20 protein-coding genes and 1 other RNA gene are annotated in these 19,059 nt (G+C 66.3%); 11 read left to right on the top strand and 10 right to left on the bottom strand.

What is annotated here, in order from left to right; genetic code table 11:
• The first annotated feature begins 61 nt into the window (after window positions 1–61).
• On the top strand, window positions 62–1,318 hold the full coding sequence (locus ACEPA4_RS08205; protein ID WP_065185195.1) for an SGNH/GDSL hydrolase family protein: 1,257 nt from the start codon (window positions 62–64) through the stop codon (window positions 1,316–1,318).
• Between the two features lie 63 nt (window positions 1,319–1,381).
• Here the strand turns inward: ACEPA4_RS08205 and fur are convergent, their stop codons facing one another.
• Window positions 1,382–1,789, bottom strand: coding sequence for a ferric iron uptake transcriptional regulator (fur, locus tag ACEPA4_RS08200; RefSeq protein ID WP_005409235.1), 408 nt, complete (start codon window positions 1,787–1,789; stop codon window positions 1,382–1,384).
• Window positions 1,790–1,892: 103 nt separating this feature from the next.
• Between fur and ACEPA4_RS08195 the strand changes: the two genes are divergently transcribed.
• Window positions 1,893–2,285: an outer membrane protein assembly factor BamE gene (locus ACEPA4_RS08195; RefSeq protein ID WP_005409234.1), complete on the top strand. Its 393-nt coding sequence runs from the start codon at window positions 1,893–1,895 to the stop codon at window positions 2,283–2,285.
• Between the two features lie 34 nt (window positions 2,286–2,319).
• On the opposite strand, the gene ACEPA4_RS08190 is transcribed toward ACEPA4_RS08195, so the two are convergent.
• Both ACEPA4_RS08190 and ACEPA4_RS08185 read right to left on the bottom strand, forming a co-directional pair.
• Window positions 2,320–2,577 (bottom strand): RnfH family protein, encoded by a 258-nt coding sequence (locus ACEPA4_RS08190; RefSeq protein WP_005416176.1) that lies wholly within the window; start codon window positions 2,575–2,577, stop codon window positions 2,320–2,322.
• Window positions 2,578–2,580: 3 nt separating this feature from the next.
• Window positions 2,581–3,006: a type II toxin-antitoxin system RatA family toxin gene (locus tag ACEPA4_RS08185; RefSeq protein WP_005416175.1), complete on the bottom strand. Its 426-nt coding sequence runs from the start codon at window positions 3,004–3,006 to the stop codon at window positions 2,581–2,583.
• A 57-nt stretch (window positions 3,007–3,063) separates the two neighbouring features.
• Between ACEPA4_RS08185 and smpB the strand changes: the two genes are divergently transcribed.
• Window positions 3,064–3,567 (top strand): SsrA-binding protein SmpB, encoded by a 504-nt coding sequence (gene smpB / locus ACEPA4_RS08180; protein WP_005416174.1) that lies wholly within the window; start codon window positions 3,064–3,066, stop codon window positions 3,565–3,567.
• A complete protein-coding gene (locus ACEPA4_RS08175) occupies window positions 3,564–3,995 on the top strand; it encodes an N-acetyltransferase (protein ID WP_065179670.1) in 432 nt (143 codons plus the stop codon). The genes smpB and ACEPA4_RS08175 overlap by 4 nt, the downstream gene beginning before the upstream one ends.
• 28 nt (window positions 3,996–4,023) lie before the next feature.
• On the opposite strand, the gene ACEPA4_RS08170 is transcribed toward ACEPA4_RS08175, so the two are convergent.
• Window positions 4,024–4,596: a hypothetical protein gene (locus tag ACEPA4_RS08170; RefSeq protein ID WP_065179671.1), complete on the bottom strand. Its 573-nt coding sequence runs from the start codon at window positions 4,594–4,596 to the stop codon at window positions 4,024–4,026.
• Window positions 4,597–4,816: 220 nt separating this feature from the next.
• Between ACEPA4_RS08170 and ssrA the strand changes: the two genes are divergently transcribed.
• Both ssrA and ACEPA4_RS08160 read left to right on the top strand, forming a co-directional pair.
• Window positions 4,817–5,170: a transfer-messenger RNA gene (gene ssrA, locus ACEPA4_RS08165) on the top strand.
• 158 nt (window positions 5,171–5,328) lie between these two features.
• Window positions 5,329–5,814, top strand: a complete 486-nt coding sequence (locus ACEPA4_RS08160; RefSeq protein ID WP_164093355.1) for a hypothetical protein — start codon at window positions 5,329–5,331, stop codon at window positions 5,812–5,814.
• Window positions 5,815–5,828: 14 nt separating this feature from the next.
• On the opposite strand, the gene ACEPA4_RS08155 is transcribed toward ACEPA4_RS08160, so the two are convergent.
• Window positions 5,829–6,290, bottom strand: a complete 462-nt coding sequence (locus ACEPA4_RS08155; protein ID WP_164093357.1) for an isoprenylcysteine carboxylmethyltransferase family protein — start codon at window positions 6,288–6,290, stop codon at window positions 5,829–5,831.
• 146 nt (window positions 6,291–6,436) lie between these two features.
• Here ACEPA4_RS08155 and ACEPA4_RS08150 point away from each other — a divergent pair, with 146 nt between their 5' ends.
• Entirely contained in the window at window positions 6,437–8,458 is a 2,022-nt protein-coding gene (locus ACEPA4_RS08150) for a triacylglycerol lipase (RefSeq protein WP_262090846.1), read from the top strand.
• A gap of 17 nt (window positions 8,459–8,475) precedes the next feature.
• Here the strand turns inward: ACEPA4_RS08150 and ACEPA4_RS08145 are convergent, their stop codons facing one another.
• Window positions 8,476–9,699, bottom strand: coding sequence for a cytochrome P450 (locus tag ACEPA4_RS08145; protein WP_262090847.1), 1,224 nt, complete (start codon window positions 9,697–9,699; stop codon window positions 8,476–8,478).
• Window positions 9,700–10,078: 379 nt separating this feature from the next.
• On the opposite strand from ACEPA4_RS08145, the gene hchA reads away from it, so the two are divergent.
• The 3 genes from hchA to ACEPA4_RS08130 all read left to right on the top strand — a co-directional run bounded on the left by hchA (window position 10,079) and on the right by ACEPA4_RS08130 (window position 12,758).
• Window positions 10,079–10,951, top strand: a complete 873-nt coding sequence (gene hchA, locus ACEPA4_RS08140; protein WP_053499139.1) for a glyoxalase III HchA — start codon at window positions 10,079–10,081, stop codon at window positions 10,949–10,951.
• Between the two features lie 4 nt (window positions 10,952–10,955).
• Window positions 10,956–11,660 (top strand): PA1136 family autoinducer-binding transcriptional regulator, encoded by a 705-nt coding sequence (locus tag ACEPA4_RS08135; protein ID WP_262090848.1) that lies wholly within the window; start codon window positions 10,956–10,958, stop codon window positions 11,658–11,660.
• Window positions 11,661–11,900: 240 nt separating this feature from the next.
• Window positions 11,901–12,758, top strand: a complete 858-nt coding sequence (locus tag ACEPA4_RS08130; RefSeq protein ID WP_262090849.1) for an endonuclease/exonuclease/phosphatase family protein — start codon at window positions 11,901–11,903, stop codon at window positions 12,756–12,758.
• A 19-nt stretch (window positions 12,759–12,777) separates the two neighbouring features.
• On the opposite strand, the gene ACEPA4_RS08125 is transcribed toward ACEPA4_RS08130, so the two are convergent.
• A complete protein-coding gene (locus ACEPA4_RS08125; RefSeq protein ID WP_049414598.1) occupies window positions 12,778–13,041 on the bottom strand; it encodes a hypothetical protein in 264 nt (87 codons plus the stop codon).
• 142 nt (window positions 13,042–13,183) lie between these two features.
• On the opposite strand from ACEPA4_RS08125, the gene ACEPA4_RS08120 reads away from it, so the two are divergent.
• The gene (locus ACEPA4_RS08120; RefSeq protein WP_005416164.1) at window positions 13,184–13,561 is read left to right on the top strand and encodes a VOC family protein; all 378 of its coding nucleotides are present in this window, start codon (window positions 13,184–13,186) and stop codon (window positions 13,559–13,561) included.
• A 42-nt stretch (window positions 13,562–13,603) separates the two neighbouring features.
• Here the strand turns inward: ACEPA4_RS08120 and ACEPA4_RS08115 are convergent, their stop codons facing one another.
• From ACEPA4_RS08115 to ACEPA4_RS08105, 3 genes are all read right to left on the bottom strand, one after another.
• Entirely contained in the window at window positions 13,604–15,025 is a 1,422-nt protein-coding gene (locus ACEPA4_RS08115; protein ID WP_065185200.1) for an efflux transporter outer membrane subunit, read from the bottom strand.
• Complete coding sequence (locus ACEPA4_RS08110) at window positions 15,019–15,756, bottom strand: SDR family oxidoreductase (RefSeq protein ID WP_005416162.1); 738 nt, start codon at window positions 15,754–15,756, stop codon at window positions 15,019–15,021. Before ACEPA4_RS08110 ends, ACEPA4_RS08115 begins: the two co-directional genes overlap by 7 nt.
• 64 nt (window positions 15,757–15,820) lie before the next feature.
• Window positions 15,821–18,991, bottom strand: coding sequence for an efflux RND transporter permease subunit (locus tag ACEPA4_RS08105; protein WP_019338348.1), 3,171 nt, complete (start codon window positions 18,989–18,991; stop codon window positions 15,821–15,823).
• Window positions 18,992–19,059 lie beyond the last annotated feature (68 nt).

Raw genomic sequence — 19,059 nt, 5'->3', positions numbered from 1 at the left:
CAGTCTAGTTCACAGATAAGCACGGAATCACCATGGCGGTCCCTCCACTCGGGACTGCCCGATGAACCGCTTGAGCCAGCTCACCACCACCGCCCTGCTCGCCGTGTCCGGCGCCGCCAGTGCCGCATCCGCCCCGCACTGGGTCGCCAGCTGGCAGGCCAGCCCGCAGCCGGTCTGGAACGCGGATTTCCTGTTCCCGACCCTGGTCCCGGCCACGCTGCAGGACCAGACCTTCCGCCAGACGGTGCGTGTCAGCCTGGGCGGCCCGCGGCTGCGGGTGCGGCTGAGCAATGCCTACGGCACCCGGCCGCTGCGGATCGGGGCGGCCAGCGTGGCCGCACGCGCGGGCGCCATCCCGCAACCGCTCAGCTTCGGCGGCCAGCCCGGGGTGTTGATCGGGCCCGGTCAGGAACAGCTGAGCGATCCGCTCCCGCTGGCCACGGATGACCGCCAGGCATTGCAGGTCAGCGTCTTTGTGCCGGGGCCGGCAACCGTTCAGACGTTCCATTGGGAAGGCCGCCAGACCAGCTGGATCGCCCCTGGCGACCAGAGCCGGGCCCAGGCCCTGAGCGCAGCCAGCAGCACCACCGCCCGCCTGCTGCTGACCGGAATTGACGTCGAGGCCGACACCGACGCGCGCAGCGTGGTGGTGATCGGGGATTCGATCACCGACGGTGCCACCGCCAGCCTCGACCAGGACCAGCGCTGGACCGATCATCTGGCCGCGCTCCTGGCAGCGCGGGGCATAGCCGTGGTGAACGCCGGCATTTCCGGGGGGCGGCTGCTGCGCGACGGCATGGGTGAATCCGCCCTGGTCCGCTTCCGGCGCGACGCGCTGGACCAGCCTGCGGTATCCAGTGTGATCGTGCTGATCGGCATCAATGACATCAGCTGGCCAGGTACCGCATTCGCCCGCAACCAGGCCCGACCCACGCTGAGCGAGCTGCAGGCGGGGTATCGCGCGCTGGCAGAACAGGCCCGCCGCCGAGGTGTGCGGATCGTGGGCGCTACCTTGCCACCGTTCGCTGGCGCCCTGCCCGGCACGCCGCTGGACGACTACTACCAACCGGACAAGGACACCCTGCGCCGCCAGCTCAATGCCTGGCTGCGCACGGACAGCCCGTTCGACGCGGTGATCGACCTGGACGCGGCGCTGCGCGACCCGGCCGATCCCTCACGGATGGCCGTGGCCTACGACTCCGGCGACCACCTCCACCCGGGTGATGCCGGCAACCGGGCCATGGCTGAGGCGGTGGACCTGGAGATCCTGCTGGGCCGCAAGGGGTCGGATCCCTTACCTGAACGGAAAGGGCTCTGACCCCATCAACGAAAAACCCCGGGCAGGCCCGGGGTTTCGTCGCATCCAGCTGGCCGGAACGGATTACTTGCGCTTCTTGCGCACGTACAGCACCAGCGAGTGCTCTTCCAGCTCGTAGCCATGGTCTGCGGCGATCTTGCGCTGCAGCTCCTCGATCTCGTGGCTTTCGAACTCGATGATCTTGCCACTGTCCACGTCGACCATGTGGTCGTGGTGGCCGCCACGGTCCAGTTCGTAGACCGCCTGGCCGCCCTCGAAATTGTGCTTGAGCACGAGGCCGGCGGCCTCGAACTGGGTCAGCACCCGGTACACCGTGGCCAGGCCGATCTCGTCGCCGTGCTCCAGCAGCTGGCGGTAGATGTCTTCGGCGGTCATGTGGTGCTGGGCATTGCGCTGCTCGAGCAGCGCCAGGATCCGCATCCGCGGATGGGTCACCTTCAGGCCGACTTTACGCAGGTCGTGGGTTTCCATAGGTCTCCGTTCATTGGCGATTTAGCGCCAGCTGCCTCGGATTGGGTCGCGGTGGCACGCCGGGAGTGTATCATCGGTTTGATTTCCCCAACCGCCAGTCCCGATGCGCAATCTCCTGTTGGTCGCCGCCGTCGCCCTGTCCACCACCGGGTGCGGCATCATCTACAAGCAACCCATCTATCAGGGCAACCTGATCCGGGAAGATGCCGTGGCCAAGCTGCAGGTCGGGCAGAGCAAGCAGCAGGTCACCGCGCTGCTGGGCACCCCGTCCATTCCCGACCCGTTCCACGCCCAGCGTTGGGACTACACCTCCAGCCAGCGCGTGAACCGCCTGGGTCGTACCGAAGTGAAGAACTTCGTGGTGTTCTTCGAGAATGACACCGTGACCCGCTGGGAAGGCGATTACTTCCCGGGCAACGACAAGGCCCTGGCCCAGCAGACCGTGCGCCAGTTCGGCCGCAACCTGCCGAAGGACAAGAAGAAGAAGGGCCGCTGAGCCCCCTGCCCGTCCGCAGGTACGGCTGCCGGAATCAACCGCCGAGTGCGCGACGCCGGCGGTTGTCCTTGGGGTCGGCCAGCAACGGGCGCAGCAACTCGATGCGATCACCTTCCAGCAGTGCCTGCTGCGGGCGAGCCAGCACACCATGAACGGCGACGGCGGGGCAATCGGCACTGCCTTCCAGCGCGGCGGCGGCAATGGCGTCGGCCACGGTCGCACCTTCTTCCAGCTGCAAGCGGCGCGACAGCACCCGCTGCGGCCAGGCCAGCACCACCTCGACCTCGATCATCGCTCAGCCCTCGTCGGCGACGCGGACGAAATCGTTGACCATGCGATCGGCCAGCCCTTGGAAGCCGATCGCCAGCGCCGGACCGAGCAGGCGCGAGCTGGGTTCGAACTCCAGGGTCAGGGTGACCTTGCAGGCATCCTCGGCCAGCGCATGGAATTCCCAGCGGCCGTGCAGCTGCTTGAACGGGCCATCGCGCAGCTGCATATCAATGCTGTGCGGGCGCTGCAGGGTGTTCTCGGTCTGGAACCATGTGCTGAACGAGCCCAGGCCCAGGTCCAGTCGCGCCACCAGGCGGTCCTCGCCCTCCTCAACGATCTGGGCAGCAGAGCACCAGCGGAAACGGCGCGGATAGGCCTGGACGTCGTTGACCAGGTCGAACATGCGCGCGGCCGAATGTTCGACCAGGGCGCTGCGGCGGATAGTAGGCATGAATACAGGATGTTTCGGCAATCGACCGGGCGGGCCCGAATCGGAGACAATACGGAAATGAGCAAGAACAGCGGCAAGGATAAAGCAAAGAGCGCGACGGCCAACAAAACCATCGCGTTGAACAAGCGTGCCCGCCACGAATACCACATCGAAGAGCGCTTCGAGGCCGGCCTCGCCCTGCAGGGCTGGGAGGTCAAGTCGATCCGCGCAGGCCGTGGCAACATCATCGATGCCTACGCCTATGTGAAGCGCGGCGAGATCTACCTGATCGGTGCACAGATCACCCCGTTGATCCAGGCCTCCACCCACGTGGTGGCCAATGACCGGCGCGAGCGCAAGCTGCTGCTGCACCGGAACGAGATCGACAAGCTGATCGGCAAGGTCGAGCGCGATGGCTACACGATCGTGCCCACTGCGATGTACTGGAGCAAGAACAAGATCAAGCTCGAAGTCGCGCTGGCCAAGGGCAAGCAGACCCACGACAAGCGCGATGCCGCCAAGGACCGCGACTGGGCGATCGAGAAGCAGCGCGTGATGCGTCGCGGCAACCGCGACGCATGATCACTCCCATGGGCGCCATGGCGACTGCCAGCGCCGATGAAACGCGCACGTTGTGCGCGCGCCTGCTGGCCTTCAACCAGGCCCACGGCGGCGATGCGTTCGATGAGACCCCAGTCCGCCTGGCCTGGCATGACGAGCACGGCACGCTGCGCGGCGGCGTGCTGGCCGACGTCTGTGCCGGCTGGCTGCAGGTGCATGTGCTGTGGGTGGACCCGGAACTGCGCGGGCGAGGCATCGGCCAGCGCCTGCTGGCGGAAGCAGAAGCCGTTGCGCACCGCCATGGCGCCCGCAGCGTGATGCTGGATACCTTCGACTGGCAGGCCGAAGCCTTCTACCTGCGGCAGGGCTACACCGTGTATGGGCGACTGCCCGACTGCCCACCCGGTCACGAGCGGATCTACCTGCGCAAGACGTTGTCGGGGTCGTAGTCGTGTCGGCGCTGGAGTTGCCTGCCGGTCACCCCGCCAGCACGCCCTGCCCGCGCATGCGCGGTGCCAGCGCGGCGTGCATCACGGCCAGATGCATCACCACCGCCAGTTCGGGCGCATGCCGGTCATCACCGGCGCGCCACCGCTGCGCCAGCTGGGCTGCGTCGGCCGGCAGCAGGGCCAGCAACTGGGCGTCATCCATCGAATCGGCCGCGCCCTGGAGCTGCTGCGCCATCTGCCGCGACTGCCACACATGCACGCCGATGCTGAGGCTGGCCAGCGACATCAGGACCACGGCCAGCCCGTGCTCGAACCACTGCGACAGCACTTCCGGCCCCCACAGCAGGGCCGCCAACACCGCCAGGCCCGGCAGGCGCCAGCCCAGCCAATGGATGCGACCGCGCTGCGACCAGTGCACCACCACCGCACTGGCGACCAGTGCTGCGGCCGCTGTGGCCGGCAGTTCGGTCAGGCAGGTGGCCGCCAGCAGCGCGCCCAGCACGGCCCAGACCCAGCCAGGGGGCAATGCCCGTCGCTGGTAGTCGGCCCCGACGGGTCCGACCAGCTGTCGCAGGCTGCGTTGTTGGCTTGCCTCGGTCACCCACAGTCTCCGTGTCTGTCCTGGCTCGGATGGTCGTCTTCAGTGTGTCGCAAATTCGTGCCAATGACGTTACCAATCCGCGATGACGGAGGCTCTACAACTTGTTGTGGATTGCGAAGGTGACTGTTCAGCTGTTTTGCCGTAGCATTGCCACTGTTGGGCAGGCACTGACCGTGGCGACACGAAACAGGCCTTGTACCTTGCAGAACTTGAAGAAACCGGGGGTGCATTGGTTTCGACGGGGGTTGTGAAGTCGCCTGGCGCATGCCGAGGGGGTAGCTTTCCTCGTAAATCCAGCTGCAAAACTCTAGTTGCCAACGACGACAACTACGCTCTGGCCGCTTAAGGCCTAAGCCTCGAAACCGCTTGTGTCCATGCTCGCGGTGTAGAGTCACTATCATGGAATCGCGCTGGACGGCTGCCTGTCAGTCCGGCACTAGAACACAACAGGCTGGTTCCCGGATGCGCTTTGCGCACCGTGCTGTTCGGGGACGAGATCCAACGGTGAGCTAAGCATGTAGTGCTGGGGATGGAGTGCCTTCGGACGGCGGTTCAATTCCGCCCACCTCCACCATCTGTATGGCCTGTCGAGGCCGCAAGAAGCCGGATCTCCCGTCAACTGGGGTTCCGGCTTTTTTGTGCCTGCACGTCGCGCAGGACGTGTGGCGCATAATCGGGATGACACCGCCAACACAACAGTCCCTCCATCCGCGACCGCCAGAAGGATCTGCAATGAAAATCGCCACAACCACGCTCGCCCTGTTCCTCACCGCGCTCGCCGCCGCCCCAGCCACGCACGCCGCAGCCCCGGCCATCGCGCCGCCCGGCACCGCCACGCTGGAAGCACTGCTGGCCTGCAAGGCGGGCTCGGATTTCAGTGCGGCCGACGCCATCGATGCCCTGCAGGCGGCCGGCCTGGCCAAGAAGCCGGGCGGCACCTTCGAGCCGGAGGACAAGCCGGTCGCGCTGTTTGGCGGCACGGTCAGCAGTGCCGATGTGAATGTGACCGAAGGCGAGAAAGGCCTCTTCGTGTACTTGAACGGCGTCGATCCCAAGCGCCTGGCCAGGGCCTGGTCGGTGACCGAGGTCAACGAGCATGCCAATACCGAGGAACCTTCCTACGTGAAGCGCATCGACAAGCGCCACACCCTGCACGTGATCGCGGGTGACGACTACGAGGGCTATTCGGCGGCGGTGAAGTGCCAGATCAGCCGCTGATGGCGTAGCCGACGCTACAGCCAGCGTGGCACGCGATGACGGTACTGCGCGTACGCCTCGGGAAAGCGGACCATCAGTGCCCGCTCCTCCGGCAGGATCTGCAGCCAAGTGATGTACGCCAGGAACAGCGGCACCACCAGCAGCGCGATCAGGTTCTGCAGGTACACCATGGCACCAAACAGGACCAGCGCCTGGCCGAGATACATCGGGTTTCGGGTGCGGCGATAGATTCCGCTGGTAACCAGCGCGCTCGACGCCGAAGGTAGCAGAGGATTGACGGTGGTACCGGCGCGTCGGAAAGAGATCTTGGGCAGCAAGTTGAGCACGACACCCAGCGTCACCGTCACCCCTGCCAGCAGAACCGGCACCGGCACCCGAAGGTGCAAACCCGGCCACAGCCAGCGTGCTGCAAAGCCCATAGCGGCGAACAGCAGCATTACCACGGGCGGGGGAATACGGGTTTCCAGCCAGACCATCGCGATCACCGTGTCCTTTCCATTGGCCGCAGTGTCACACGGGAATGGCTGAATCACCCAAGGCGGCCAGGCCCAAACCGACCGTCCGGTCTATTCCGCTTTGACAGGCCCACCGCTAGAGTGGCGCCACCGCGCAGGAGGATCGCATGGCTACCACGGGCTTGGGCTTCATCGGCCGCACGACCCTCATCATCACCGTGCTGCTCACCCTGGGCGGCTGCGCGACGCTGCGCCAGTTCGGGCCGTCGGTGCAGGTTGCCTCGGTCACGCCCGGCCAGTACATCGCGCTCAAGCGCGGTGACATCCTGACCTCCGGCAAGCTCAGCGCGGCGACCATTGAGACCCTGCGCGTGGCCGGGCTCGATGAGGGCGTCTGTGCCAAGCCCGGCCTGCCCTGCATCGAGGCCATGGAAAGCAGCATCGTGGTGCGCGAGGAAGACAAGCGCTCCAGCCTGGCCGAGTTGTGGCTGCAGTATGCGATGACCCTGCCGGCGCCAAAGCGCAAGTACTCGGCATCCGGCCGCGCCAAGACCGCAGTCACCGAGCTGGATGCCGACTTCCAGCCACGCCTCGATGCGTGGATGCAGGTCGCGCGCCAGGCCTATGCCTATCTGTTCTTCACCGAGCGCACCGCCAACCAGCGTGGTTTCGAAGACCGCCAGACCCAGGTGCGCGACTACTACAACCTGGCGGTGCAGGAAGCCTCGGTGCAGCTGTACAACGCGTATGCCACCGGGCGCGTGCACGGCCAGGCCAGCCATTTCCAGCTGGGCCGCTGGACCTTCGTGCTGGCCCCTTCAGACCAAGCATCGGCGCTGGACCAGCGTACCCCCAGCGAGCTGGTACCCGCCGCCTCGCTGTCGTTCACCGGTACGCTGCGCAGCGTGCATCGCCGCGACGGCTTCGGTGCCGAGCTGGTGGCGGTGATGGATGACCCGGCCGGCAGCACGGCCACCACGCTTCGGGCAGCGGCGCAGGCAACGCAGGCCAGCACTTCGGCCACGCAGAGCTGGAGCGAGATGCCCTCGCCATCGATGACGGTGCTGCTGCGCTTCTCGGGGAACAACCTGTGGGAGGTGCTGCACGATGACGAGCCGGAGCTGGAGATCCACGATCCCTACCAGGTTTCGGAAGTGACCCTGCACGGCCAGCAGGTGCCACTGGCGGCCAACTTCACTGCCGGCTATGCGCTGTGGCTGGCCCGCTCCAACTTCAGCCGACAGTCGTTGCGCACGCTGTTCGGTGGCAAGGGCGGCATCGACACGCCGCATCTGTACATGATGCAGCCCTACGACCCGAACCGCCGCGTGCTGCTGATGATCCATGGCCTGGCCAGCAGTCCGGAAGCCTGGGTCAACGTGGCCAACGAACTGCTGCGCGACGACGAGATCCGCCGGGAGTTCCAGGTCTGGCAGTTCTATTACCCGACCAACATGCCCATCGCGATGAGCCACGATGCGATGCGCCACACGCTGGCTGAAGCGTTCAAGCACTTCGACCCCAGCGGCAAGGCGCAGGCCTCGCATGACATGGTGCTGGTGGGGCACAGCATGGGCGGGGTGATCGCACGGTTGATGATCTCCTCCTCCGGCGACCACCTGGTCGACACCCTGCTGGCCGCCGCGCAGATGACGCCCGCCCAGCGCGAACTGCTGCGCACCAAAGGCGCACCGGTGCTGACCTTCCTGCCAGAACCGGAAGTGTCCCGCGTGGTGTTCATCGCCACGCCGCATCGCGGTACCGACGTGGCGGGCACCCGCCTCGGCCGGTGGATCGGCCGACTGGTGCGGTTGCCACTGACCGTGCTGGAAGACGTCGCCACCATCGCCAACGACGGCCAGATCGACCGCAATGACGGCAAGCACGGCTACCAGATGAACAGCATCCAGAACCTGGACAAGGACGACCCGTTCGTCCGCGCCGTGGCTGACCTGCCGATGTCACCGAAGGTGCACTACCACTCGATCATCGCCCGCGCCAAGGCCGATGGCCCACTTGAGAAGACCGATGACGGGCTGGTGCCCTACTGGAGTTCGCACCTGCCGCACGCGGATTCGGAGAAGGTGATCGTTTCCGGACACAGCGTGCAGGAAGCTACGCCGGCCATCGTCGAGCTGCGGCGGATCCTGCATGAGGACATGCAGGCACACGGGCGAACGGGAAAGTAAGCCGCCGTCCCGACAGATCAGGCACCGGCCGTACGCCGCGAGAACGTGCCATGCAGCGCCGCCGGAATCGCAAAGCCCTCCATGCGCACCTCGGGCCGATAGTCGGCGCTGGGGGTGAAGCGGAACTCGCGTGCCAGCAGCGCGCACAGCAATACCAGCTGTGCATTGCCGACCGCCGATCCCACGCAGGAACGCGTGGGGAAGCCATAAGGCACATAGATGCCGGCGGTACGCTTGCGCCGTTCGGGCAACCAGCGATCGGGATCGAACTGCAGCGGGTCATCCCAGTACTTCGCCGAGCGGTGCTGGATGAACGAGCTCAGCTCGAAGACCGTACCTTCGACGATGGCCTGCCCTTCCACCTGCAGATCGCAGGCAGCCACCCGGCGGTTGTTGAAGGGCGTGGAGTACAGCCGCATCACTTCCTTCAGGAAGCGCATCGTGCAGGGAATCCTGGCCATCGGCAGCGCGTGGATCTCCGCCTCCGAGAGCGGCGCGAATTCCTCCTCGATGCGCTGGCGCCAGTGTGGATGCATCTGCATCGCCAGCAGCAGGCAGGCGGCCATCATGCCGGGCACGCCGGAAATGGCGATCAGCTGCACGGTGACCAGGTAGGTGACCTTGTCCAGGCCGATGCGCTCTCGCAGGCTCAGCAATGACTGCGCGTAATCCAGCGCCGAACGTCCGCTGCGGACACGGTGCTTGAGTTCCGCGGCAATCGCCCGTGATTCGGCACGGCCGATGAGGAAGTTGCGCAGCAGGTGGCGCCGATGGATGACCTGCTCGACCTGGGTGGTGTAGCGCAGATGCAGGGCGCGTTCGATGGCTGCGGTGCCGCGGGCATCGAGCCCGTCGATCACCAGCGGGATCAAGGGATGGGCCATCACTTTCCACACCGCCGGCGTGGCATCCAGCGCATGGCCGCACACCCCATCCAGAGCTTGCCTCATGCGCGACTGCAGTGCCTCCAGGGTCTGTGCTCCGGTGAGCTCAGCACTACGGGTGGCGATCAGGCTGCGCACGTCGGTCCAGCGCACGCGCTCGTGACGGCGGAACAGGTCGGCCAGCGACTCGACGACGTACAGCTGCTCGGAATTTTCCTTGTCGACCTTGCCGGCAAGCTCCGGGCAGAACACCCCGATTCCACCGGTTTCCAGCTTCAGCACAGGCCCTTCGCGCTCCACGCGCGCAGCCAGGCGCTCGGCAGCAATGGCGCTGCCTTCATTCGACATCCCTTGCATGCAGTGCGTCTCCGGCAGGAAGGGACTCGAAAGACGAGTCCCTTCGTCTTGCTACCGCTCAATCGCGGGTTTGGCTGGCAGGATCAGAATTCGACCCACAGCGGCCAGGTATTCCACACGCTGCTCTTTTCGTTCGGATGAATATTCAGAGTGACGCGCAATGCTCGGGCGAATCTTTTCATTTTCATTCCTTTGCTTGCTGTGTGGTTATGCCGGGATTATCCCGGCACTAGCTAGATAACACGACATAATCCCACTGTCCAACCGGCCGGGTGGCGCGCTGCAGCATCCGGGTTGCGGCCGATTGAGGGGAATCCCTCATCGCGCCTGCGCACGCAGCCTCCTATGCTGGGCTCACTTTCCCCCAACGGAGGTCTGCATGAACACGCAAGAGCCCAGCCGCCAGCCCAGCCCCGATCCGGCCGAGCGCGATGCCTTCTTCCCGTCGCCGTATTCGCTGTCGCAGTTCACCTCGCCCAAGAGCGACCTGTCCGGCGCCGACTATCCGGATGCGCGGCGCGATGGCCGCTGGAAGGTGCTGATGATCGCCGCCGACGAGCGCTATCTGCCGACCGCCAATGGCCACCTGTTCTCCACCGGTAACCATCCGGTGGAAACCCTGCTGCCGATGTACCACCTGGACAAGGCCGGCTTCGACATCGACGTGGCGACGCTGTCCGGCAACGCCGTCAAGTTCGAATGGTGGGCCTTCCCACACGAGGACAGCGAGATCGGCGCCCTGTACGAACGCTACCAGGAACGCTTCCGCCAGCCGTTGCAGCTGGATCAGGTGGTGGCCGGCCTGGGCGCCGATTCGGACTACGCCGCCGTCTTCATTCCCGGTGGGCACGGCGCGTTGATCGGCCTGCCGGAGAGCGCGGCGGTGAAGGCCGCGCTGCAATGGGCCATGGCCGAGCAGCGCCACATCATCACCCTCTGCCATGGCCCGGCGGCGCTGCTGGCGGCGGGCGTCGACGACGCCGAGGGTGCCTCGCTGTTCCGTGGCTACCGCATCTGTGCCTTCCCCGACGCAATGGACCGGCAGACACCGGGGATCGGCTACATGCCCGGGCAGCTGCGTTGGTTCTTCGGTGAACGGCTGGCCCAGCAGGGGGTGCAGATCGTCAATGAGGGCATCGATGGCAGCGTGCTGCAGGATCGCCTGCTGCTGACCGGCGACAGTCCGCTGGCCGGCAACGCGTTGGGCAAGCTGGCCGCGCGTACGCTGCTCGATGCGCTGGCGGGGCGCTGAGCCAATGCCTGCGCTGGTGCCCGCGCTGCTGGAACTGGAACAGGCGCGGTCATTGCCGGCGGTGGGCGGCGTGCTGCGCGCCGCCGCCTCACCCTTGGGCTACGACCGCCTGTTGGTGTTTGCCACCGGAACCGGGCTGGAGCGCGGCGCACAGCGCGTGTACTGGATCGAAGGTGACTGGTTCGACGACGGCAGCGCCACCGGGCTCGCCCGCTACCTGCACGCCTGCCCGGTCAACCGCCATGTACTGGACAGCACTGCGCCGTTCTTCTGGAGCAAGCGCCAGGGCGTGCGCGGCGAACGCTATGTGGTGGTGAAGCAGCCGCGCGGCGATGGCCTGCATGGGCTGCAGGTTCCAGTGTTCGGCCCGACCGGTCTGGAAGGCGCGGTCAGCTTCGCCGGCACCTCGATTGATGCGTCCGCCAGCGCGCGTGTGCTGCTGGACATGGTCGGCACCTCCGCCTTCCGTGCGGCGCGGCGGCTTGCCGAAGCACCGGTCGACACCCGCGCGGGCGCGCTGAGCGCACGCGAACGCGAGGTGCTGCGCTGGGTCGCCGCTGGACGGCGCCAGGCAGAGATAGCGGCCACGCTGGGGCTGTCTGCGCGCACGGTTGAGAACCACCTGCGGCGAGCGCGGCAACGACTGGGCGTGGCCACCACCGCGCAGGCAGTGCGCGCGGCAGGCCGCCGTGGCGAGATTGAAGATTGATCAGGATGGAGGCACTTCCTGCTGCCTGATCAGCGTGCGGCATACGCCCTGTGCATCTGCGCGATTGCAGAAGGCAGGCGACGGGATGAGCTACGACCCGTGATCGCCGGTGCGCGGTCCACCGGGCGGGGCGTTCATCGCCCGCCCGGCATCCGCGAGCCACCCATCCCTGCATAACGCTGCCCTCGCATTCGTGGCATGCTCTGTGAAACCGTTTTCATGGAATGGAGGGATTCCACGATGTTGTCGCGTTTCCGTCGCCCCGCGCTGTCTGCGCTGCTGGCGCTTGCCCTGCCTCTGACCAGCGCCTGGGCCGCAGCCCCTGCGCCGTTGAAGGTGATGTCGTTCAATGTGCGCACCCCGGCCGATACCGAACCCGGCAAGCGCTGGCCCGACCGTCGCGATGCGATGGTGAAGGTCATCCTCGACGCGCACCCAGCGGTGATCGGTACCCAGGAGCTGGTGCAGGAGCAGGCCGATTACCTTGCCCAGCACCTGCCCGGATATTGCTGGTTCGGCGAGGGCCGCCGCGGCGGCAGCGGCGACGAGCACATGGGCGTGTTCTACGACAGCAAGGTGCTGGCGATCGAGGAATCAGGCAACTTCTGGCTGTCTGATACGCCCGATGTGCCCGGCAGCATCACCTGGGGCAACCTGTATCCACGCATGGTCACCTGGGCGCTGTTCCGCCGCATCGATGACGGCCGCCGCTTCTATTTCATGGATACCCACCTGCCCTACCGCGACGAGGACGAACCACGCCGGGTGAAGGGTGCCGAGCTGATCGGCAGGCGCGTGGCCGGCCTGGCGGCCGACCTGCCGGTGGTGCTGACCGGTGACTTCAACAGCGAACCCGGCGGCGACACCTACAAGGCATTCACCCGCGTACTGCACGACACCCGTGCCCAGGTGAAGACACCGCAGGGCCCGCGACTGACCTTCCACGATTTCACTGGCAAGGCCACCGCGCAGCTGGACTGGGTGCTGGTGCGCGGTTTCCGCGCGCGCAGCTTCCTGACCGATGACCGCCGCATCGATGGCGTGCTGCCATCGGATCATTTCCCGCTGGTGGTCGAACTGGACTGGCCGAAGCACTGACCCCGCACGGCAGCCGCAGCTACAGCGGCGGCTGCCGCGACAGCAGGCGATACAGGGCCTGATGCTGATCGCGCGCCTGGCAGATGCGGGCCCCTATCGCCAGGAACACGGCGACGCCGATCAGGCCCAGCCCCAGCATCGAATCCTGCAGGCGCAGGAAACCGACCGCTGCGGCCATCGTCGCCAGCACCAGCAGCACCACGACCGCCACTGACAGACCCGCACCCGGTGGACCCGGATCGCCGAACAACATCCGTTGGGTATCCCGCCTTCCGTCCGCCATTGCCTGTCCTCCCGAGTGCCTGACCCACTAGTTACACGGCGAGCCCGCAATCCGGCAGAGTCAGAAACGTCACGAAGGTGAAGACGTACGCGGAATGCACCGCGCTACCCTGCCGCGTACCCCTCGAACTGCGGAGCAGCACATGGCACACCAGAGCCGGCTGGCAGGATTCATCATCGACTGCCAGGACCTTCCCGCCGACGAAGGCGCCCGTTTCTGGGCCGCCGCGCTCGGTCTGCAGGCACAGGCGGCGCGTGCCGAAGGGGGCGCCGAGTATGCCGACCTGCTGGGCGCACCGGCGGGCCTGGACGTTGAAGTCCAGCGGGTCGATCACCCGTCACGGGTGCATCTGGACATCGAGAGCGACGACATCGATGCCGAGGCCGACCGCCTGGAGAAGCTCGGCGCGCGACGGATAGGCTTCGTCAAGCGCTGGTGGGTGATGGAAGCACCGACCGGCCATCGCTTCTGCATCGTGCGCATGCGCGAGCGCGAGGTGCCGGCCAATCAGTGGCCCTGAAAGAGCAAGGGGACGGAAGCCACGGCCTCCGTCCCCCCGGCGTCAGGGCACCTGCGCCACGCTCGGTTGCTGCGGTGATTGCCCCCAGCCGCCCAGCGCCTTGTACACGCCCACCACGCTGACGTTGACCTCGGACTCGGCCGCCGCCAACGCATCATCGGCTGCCAGCTGCGTGCGCTGCGCATCCAGCAGGGTCAGGAAGTCCTCCGAGCCCTCGCGATAACGGATCTGCGCCAGCGATTCGGCACGCCGTGCCGCCTGCGCCTGCTCGACCACGATCGCCAACCGTGCCTGCTGCTTGGAATAGCGGGTCAGCGCGTTCTCGGTGTCTTCCAGGGCCAGCAGTACCGCCTGCTCATACTGCGCGGCCACGCCTTCGGCTTCAGCCTTGCTGGCGCGCAGGCGTGCACGCACGGTGCCGAAGTCGAATGCCGCCCAGGTCAGCGATGGGGTCAGCGACCAGGCCTTGTTGTTGCCATTGACCAGGCCGCTGGCATCGCCACCGAGGAACCCGACGAAGCCGGACAGCGACAACCGCGGGAACAGGTCCGCCGTGGCCACGCCCACGCGTGCGGTCGCAGCCGCCAGGCGACGCTCGGCCACGCGCACGTCGGCACGCTGGCGCAGCAGTTCGCGGGTATCGCCCAGCGGCAGTGCCTTGGCGAAGGCCGGTACGTCGTGCGGCGCGAGCATGTCAGTCAGCACTTCCGGGCGCTGGCCGAGCAGCACGGCCAGCCGGTTGCGCGACTGCGCCTCGGCCACTTCCAGCAACGGGATGTCAGCCTCGATCGCCTTCAGGCGGGCACGGCTGCTCTGCACATCCAGCTCGCTGCCTGCGCCCAGCTGCCAGCGCGCCTCGGTCAGCTTCTGCGTATCGCGCAGGTTTTCCAGCGTGTGCTGGGCCACCGCGATGCGCTTCTGCGTACCACGCAGCTCGAAGTAGTTGCGTGCCACTTCAGCGGCGATCAGGACCTGCGCATCGGCCAGGTTGGCCTGCTCGGCACCGAGGTCGGCGCGTGCGGCTTCAGCAGCACGGCGCTTGCGGCCGAACAGATCCAGCTCCCAGCCGGCGTCGAAGCCGAGCTGGTAGCTTTCACTGAACACCCGCTGCCCACCCAGCTGCGGATCGGGTTGCTTGCGGCGGTCGTAGCTGCCGCCAGCGGTGACGTGCGGAGCCTGGTCGAGGCGGCTTTCCACGAACACCGCGCGGGCCTGGCTGACGCGGGCCACGGCCACGCGAAGGTCCAGGTTGTCCGACAGTGCGCCGTGCACCAGCTGTTCCAGCACCGGATCATCGAACTGCGCCCACCAGCTGGCGACCGGCGAAGCGGTACTGAACACCGGCTGCTGTGCGCTCTGGAGGACCACCGGCTCCTGCATCGGCGCCTTGTAGTTGGGGCCGACGCTGACACAGCCTGCCAGCACCAGGCTGGAGACGGCCATCGCCAACGTGCGGATCACCATGGCAGCACCTCGCCCAGGTAGGTGAAGCTGCCGCTGGCGCCCGATTCACCGATCAACGCCATTTCCACGCTGGAACGTGCGCCTTCGCTGATTTCGATTTCGCCGTTGCCGCCGTTCATGTCGGTCTTCACGTAACCCGGATGCACGGTGTTGACCTTGATCGGGGTATTGCGCAGTTCGTAGGCCAGACTCAAGGTCCAGCTGTTCACCGCCGCCTTGGAGGCATTGTAGGCCGGGATCTTGAAATCGTAGATGCCCGACGCCGGGTCGGCGTGCAGGGTCTGCGAGCCGAGCATGCTCGATACGTTGACGATGCGCCCGGACTTGGCCTGCTTGACCAGCGGCAGGAAGGCCTGGGTGACCGCCACCAGCGCATACACGTTGGTGTCGAAAGTGCGCTTCCAGGTATCGAGTGACTGTTCCGACGGTGCCTGCGCCGGGTTCTCGATCATGATGCCGGCGTTGTTGACCAGGATGTCGAGACGACCATGGCGCTGGCGCACCTGCTCGACCGCTTCGGCGATGCTGGCCGCGTCGGTCACGTCCAGTTGCAGGGCTTCGACCGGCAGGCCTTCAGCCTGCAGCTTCAGTGCCAGCTCCACGGCGGTCTCACGCTTGCGACCGGCCAGCAGCGTGTGCACGCCAGCCTGGGCCAGCTGGCGCACAGTTTCCAGGCCGATGCCACGGGTGGCGCCGGTGACCAGCGCGATCTTGTTCTGATGGGTGTTCATGGATGCATGCCTTGTGAGGGGAAAGCCGCCACCGGCCAATGACCGGCGGCGACGGGGTTCCATATCAGTGGTGGATGGTCGGCTCGCCGTGCTGCACCAGCTGTCCACCACCGTTGCGGGTGACGAACTTGCGCAGGGCCACGTAGAACACCGGGGTGAGGAACAGGCCGAACAGGGTCACGCCCAGCATGCCGGCGAACACGGTGATACCGGTCACCGAGCGCACTTCGGCGCCTGCACCGTGCGACAACACCAGCGGCACGGTGCCGGCGATGAACGCGATGGAGGTCATCACGATCGGGCGCAGACGCAGGCGGCAGGCTTCCAATGCCGCTTCAACGATGCCCTTGCCGCCCATCTCCAGCTCTCTGGCGAATTCGACGATCAGGATCGCGTTCTTGCACGCCAGGCCCATCAGCACCACCAGGCCGACCTGCACGAACACGTTGTTGTCACCACCGGTCAACCACACGCCGAACAGCGCGGACAGCAGGGTCATCGGCACGATCAGGATCACCGCCAGCGGCAGCGACCAGCTCTCGTACAGCGCGGCCAGCACCAGGAAGGCCAGCATGATCGCCACCGGGAACACGATGAAGGCCGCCTTGCCCTGGGTCGCCTGCTGGTAGCTCAGGTCGGTCCATTCGGTGGTCATGCCCACCGGCAGCACCTTGCCGGCGATCTCGGTCAGCTTGTTCATCGCCTCGGCCGAGGACAGCAGGCGCGGATCGGCTTCACCGGCCAGGTCCGCTGCCGGATAGCCATTGAAGCGCAGCACCGGGTCCGGGCCGAAGGTCTGCTTGATGGTGACCATCGAACCGATCGGCACCATTTCGCCGCGGTCGTTGCGGGTCCGCAGCTTGCCGATGTCTTCGACCGTCTCGCGGTACGGACCATCGGCCTGGGCGATCACCTGCCAGGTGCGGCCGAACTGGTTGAAGTCGTTGACGTAGGCCGAACCCAGGTAGGTCTGCAAGGTGTCGAACAGCTCGGTGAGCTGCACGCCCTGTGCCTTGGCCTTGACGCGGTCCACCTCGGCATCGAGCTGCGGCACGTTGGCCTGGTAGCTGGAAATCGGGAAGGCCATGCCCGGGGTCTGCGCGACGGTGCCCTGCATGGCCTGCACCGCATTCTGCAGCGCGCCGTAACCCAGGTTGCCGCGGTCCTCGATGAACATCTGGTAGCCGTTGCCGTTGCCCAGGCCGAGGATCGGCGGCGGCATCATCGCGAACGCGAAGCCTTCCTGCAGGCCCGCGATCTTCTGGTTGATCTCGGCATTGATCTGCGCAGCGGTACGGCCATGACGCTCGGCGAACGGCTTGAGCGGAATGAACGCCACGCCGGTGTTGGGCGTGTTGGTGAACTGCAGCGCGTTCAGGCCCGGGAACGAGATGGTGTGGGCCACGCCGTCGGTTTCCTGGGCGATCTTGGCCACCTTGCGCAGCATTTCATCGGTGCGCGCGATCGACGAGCCCTCCGGCAGCTTCACGCCGGCGATCAGGTACAGCTTGTCCTGGGTCGGGATGAAGCCCGGCGGCACCAGCTTGAAGATCACGCCGGTACCGACCAGCAGGATCGCGTAGACCACGAACACCGCACCGCGGCGGCCGAGGATGCGGGCCACGCCACGCTCGTATTTCTCCGAGCTGGACTTGAAGAAGCGGTTGAACGGACGGAACACCCAGCCAAACAGGCGGTCGATCAGGCGGCTCGGGCCGTCCTTCGGCGCACCATGGGCCTTCAGCAGGCGCGCGGCCAGGGCCGGCGACAGGGTCAGCGAGTTGATCGCCGAGATCACCGTGGAAATGGCGATGGTGACCGCGAACTGCTTGTAGAACTGGCCGGTGACACCGGACAGGAAGGCCATCGGCACGAACACGGCACACAGCACCAGCGCGATCGCCACGATCGGGCCGGACACCTCGCGCATGGCCTGGTGTGCCGCCGCGGTGGGCGACAGGCCTTCCTCGATGTTGCGCTCGACATTCTCCACCACCACGATCGCATCGTCGACCACGATGCCGATCGCCAGCACCAGGCCGAACAGGCTCAGCGTATTGATCGAGAAGCCCAGCAGGTACAGCGCGGCGAACGTACCCACCACCGACACCGGCACCGCGATCAACGGAATGATCGACGCACGCCAGGTCTGCAGGAACAGGATCACGACCAGCACCACCAGGGCGATCGCTTCCAGCAGCGTGGAAACCACGGCCTTGATCGAGTCGCGCACGAAGATGGTGGTGTCATACACCGCTTCGTACTTCACATCGGCCGGCATGGTCTTCTGCATCTCGTCCATCGTCGAGATGACCTGATCGCGGATTTCGAGCGCGTTGGCACCCGGCGACTGGAAGATACCGATACCCACCGCGTTCTTGCCGTCCAGCTGCGAGCGCAGGGTGTAGTCGCCCGCACCCAGTTCCAGGCGGGCCACGTCGGACAGGCGCACGATCTCGCCATCGGTGCCGCTCTTGAGCACGATGTCGCCGAATTCCTTTTCGGTCTTCAGACGGCCCTGGGCATTGATCAGGGTCAGGAACTTGCTGTCCGGCAGCGGTTCGGCGCCGAGCTGGCCGGCCGAAACCTGCACGTTCTGCTCGCGCATGGCGCGCACCACGTCGCTGGCGGTCAGGCCGCGCGAAGCCACCTTGTCCGGGTCCAGCCAGGCACGCATGGCGTAGTCGCCGCCACCGAAGATCTGCGCGTCACCCACGCCCGGAATACGCGCCAGCGCATCCTTGACGTGCAGGCGCGCGTAGTTGCGCAGGTACAGGGTGTCGTACTTGCCTTGCGGCGAGGTCAGGTGCACCACCATCAGGAAGGTCGGCGACTGCTTCTGCGTGGTCACGCCCTGCCGGCGCACGTCCTCGGGCAGGCGCGCCTGCGCCTGCGCCACGCGGTTCTGCACCTTCACCGCCGCTGCGTCCGGGTCCGTGCCCGGGCGGAAGGTGACGGTCATCTGCAGCACGCCGTCCGAGCCGGCCACCGACTTCAGGTACATCATGCCTTCGACGCCGTTGATGGCCTCTTCGAGCGGTGTGGCGACGGTCTCGGCAATGACCTTGGGGTTGGCGCCCGGATAGACCGTGCGCACGACCACCGACGGCGGCACCACTTCGGGGTACTCGCTGATCGGCAGGATTGGAATCGTGATCAGGCCTGCGGCGAAGATCACGATCGACAGCACCGCCGCGAAGATCGGCCTGTCGATGAAGAAACGGGAAAAGTCCATGGAGGAATTCCTGGGAAAGGCATTCGGCGGGCAACAGCCACCCTGCCCCTCGCCGATACGACGAAGGC

It is taken from the genome of Stenotrophomonas sp. P2112 (assembly GCF_041897515.1).
In the GTDB taxonomy this organism is placed as follows: domain Bacteria; phylum Pseudomonadota; class Gammaproteobacteria; order Xanthomonadales; family Xanthomonadaceae; genus Stenotrophomonas; species Stenotrophomonas sepilia.
The sequence above is the reverse complement of the archived record's forward strand: the minus strand, read 5'-3'. Positions and strand labels throughout refer to the sequence as shown.

Excerpts from the sequence above, each read along its gene's own strand:
- ACEPA4_RS08205 (WP_065185195.1), top strand. The coding sequence starts at position 62 with ATGAACCGCTTGAGCCAGCTCACCACCACCGCCCTGCTCGCCGTGTCC.
- fur (WP_005409235.1), bottom strand. The coding sequence starts at position 1,789 with ATGGAAACCCACGACCTGCGTAAAGTCGGCCTGAAGGTGACCCATCCG.
- ACEPA4_RS08195 (WP_005409234.1), top strand. The coding sequence starts at position 1,893 with ATGCGCAATCTCCTGTTGGTCGCCGCCGTCGCCCTGTCCACCACCGGG.
- ACEPA4_RS08190 (WP_005416176.1), bottom strand. The coding sequence starts at position 2,577 with ATGATCGAGGTCGAGGTGGTGCTGGCCTGGCCGCAGCGGGTGCTGTCG.
- ACEPA4_RS08185 (WP_005416175.1), bottom strand. The coding sequence starts at position 3,006 with ATGCCTACTATCCGCCGCAGCGCCCTGGTCGAACATTCGGCCGCGCGC.
- smpB (WP_005416174.1), top strand. The coding sequence starts at position 3,064 with ATGAGCAAGAACAGCGGCAAGGATAAAGCAAAGAGCGCGACGGCCAAC.
- ACEPA4_RS08175 (WP_065179670.1), top strand. The coding sequence starts at position 3,564 with ATGATCACTCCCATGGGCGCCATGGCGACTGCCAGCGCCGATGAAACG.
- ACEPA4_RS08160 (WP_164093355.1), top strand. The coding sequence starts at position 5,329 with ATGAAAATCGCCACAACCACGCTCGCCCTGTTCCTCACCGCGCTCGCC.
- ACEPA4_RS08155 (WP_164093357.1), bottom strand. The coding sequence starts at position 6,290 with ATGGTCTGGCTGGAAACCCGTATTCCCCCGCCCGTGGTAATGCTGCTG.
- ACEPA4_RS08150 (WP_262090846.1), top strand. The coding sequence starts at position 6,437 with ATGGCTACCACGGGCTTGGGCTTCATCGGCCGCACGACCCTCATCATC.
- ACEPA4_RS08145 (WP_262090847.1), bottom strand. The coding sequence starts at position 9,699 with ATGCAAGGGATGTCGAATGAAGGCAGCGCCATTGCTGCCGAGCGCCTG.
- hchA (WP_053499139.1), top strand. The coding sequence starts at position 10,079 with ATGAACACGCAAGAGCCCAGCCGCCAGCCCAGCCCCGATCCGGCCGAG.
- ACEPA4_RS08135 (WP_262090848.1), top strand. The coding sequence starts at position 10,956 with ATGCCTGCGCTGGTGCCCGCGCTGCTGGAACTGGAACAGGCGCGGTCA.
- ACEPA4_RS08130 (WP_262090849.1), top strand. The coding sequence starts at position 11,901 with ATGTTGTCGCGTTTCCGTCGCCCCGCGCTGTCTGCGCTGCTGGCGCTT.
- ACEPA4_RS08125 (WP_049414598.1), bottom strand. The coding sequence starts at position 13,041 with ATGGCGGACGGAAGGCGGGATACCCAACGGATGTTGTTCGGCGATCCG.
- ACEPA4_RS08120 (WP_005416164.1), top strand. The coding sequence starts at position 13,184 with ATGGCACACCAGAGCCGGCTGGCAGGATTCATCATCGACTGCCAGGAC.
- ACEPA4_RS08115 (WP_065185200.1), bottom strand. The coding sequence starts at position 15,025 with ATGGTGATCCGCACGTTGGCGATGGCCGTCTCCAGCCTGGTGCTGGCA.
- ACEPA4_RS08110 (WP_005416162.1), bottom strand. The coding sequence starts at position 15,756 with ATGAACACCCATCAGAACAAGATCGCGCTGGTCACCGGCGCCACCCGT.
- ACEPA4_RS08105 (WP_019338348.1), bottom strand. The coding sequence starts at position 18,991 with ATGGACTTTTCCCGTTTCTTCATCGACAGGCCGATCTTCGCGGCGGTG.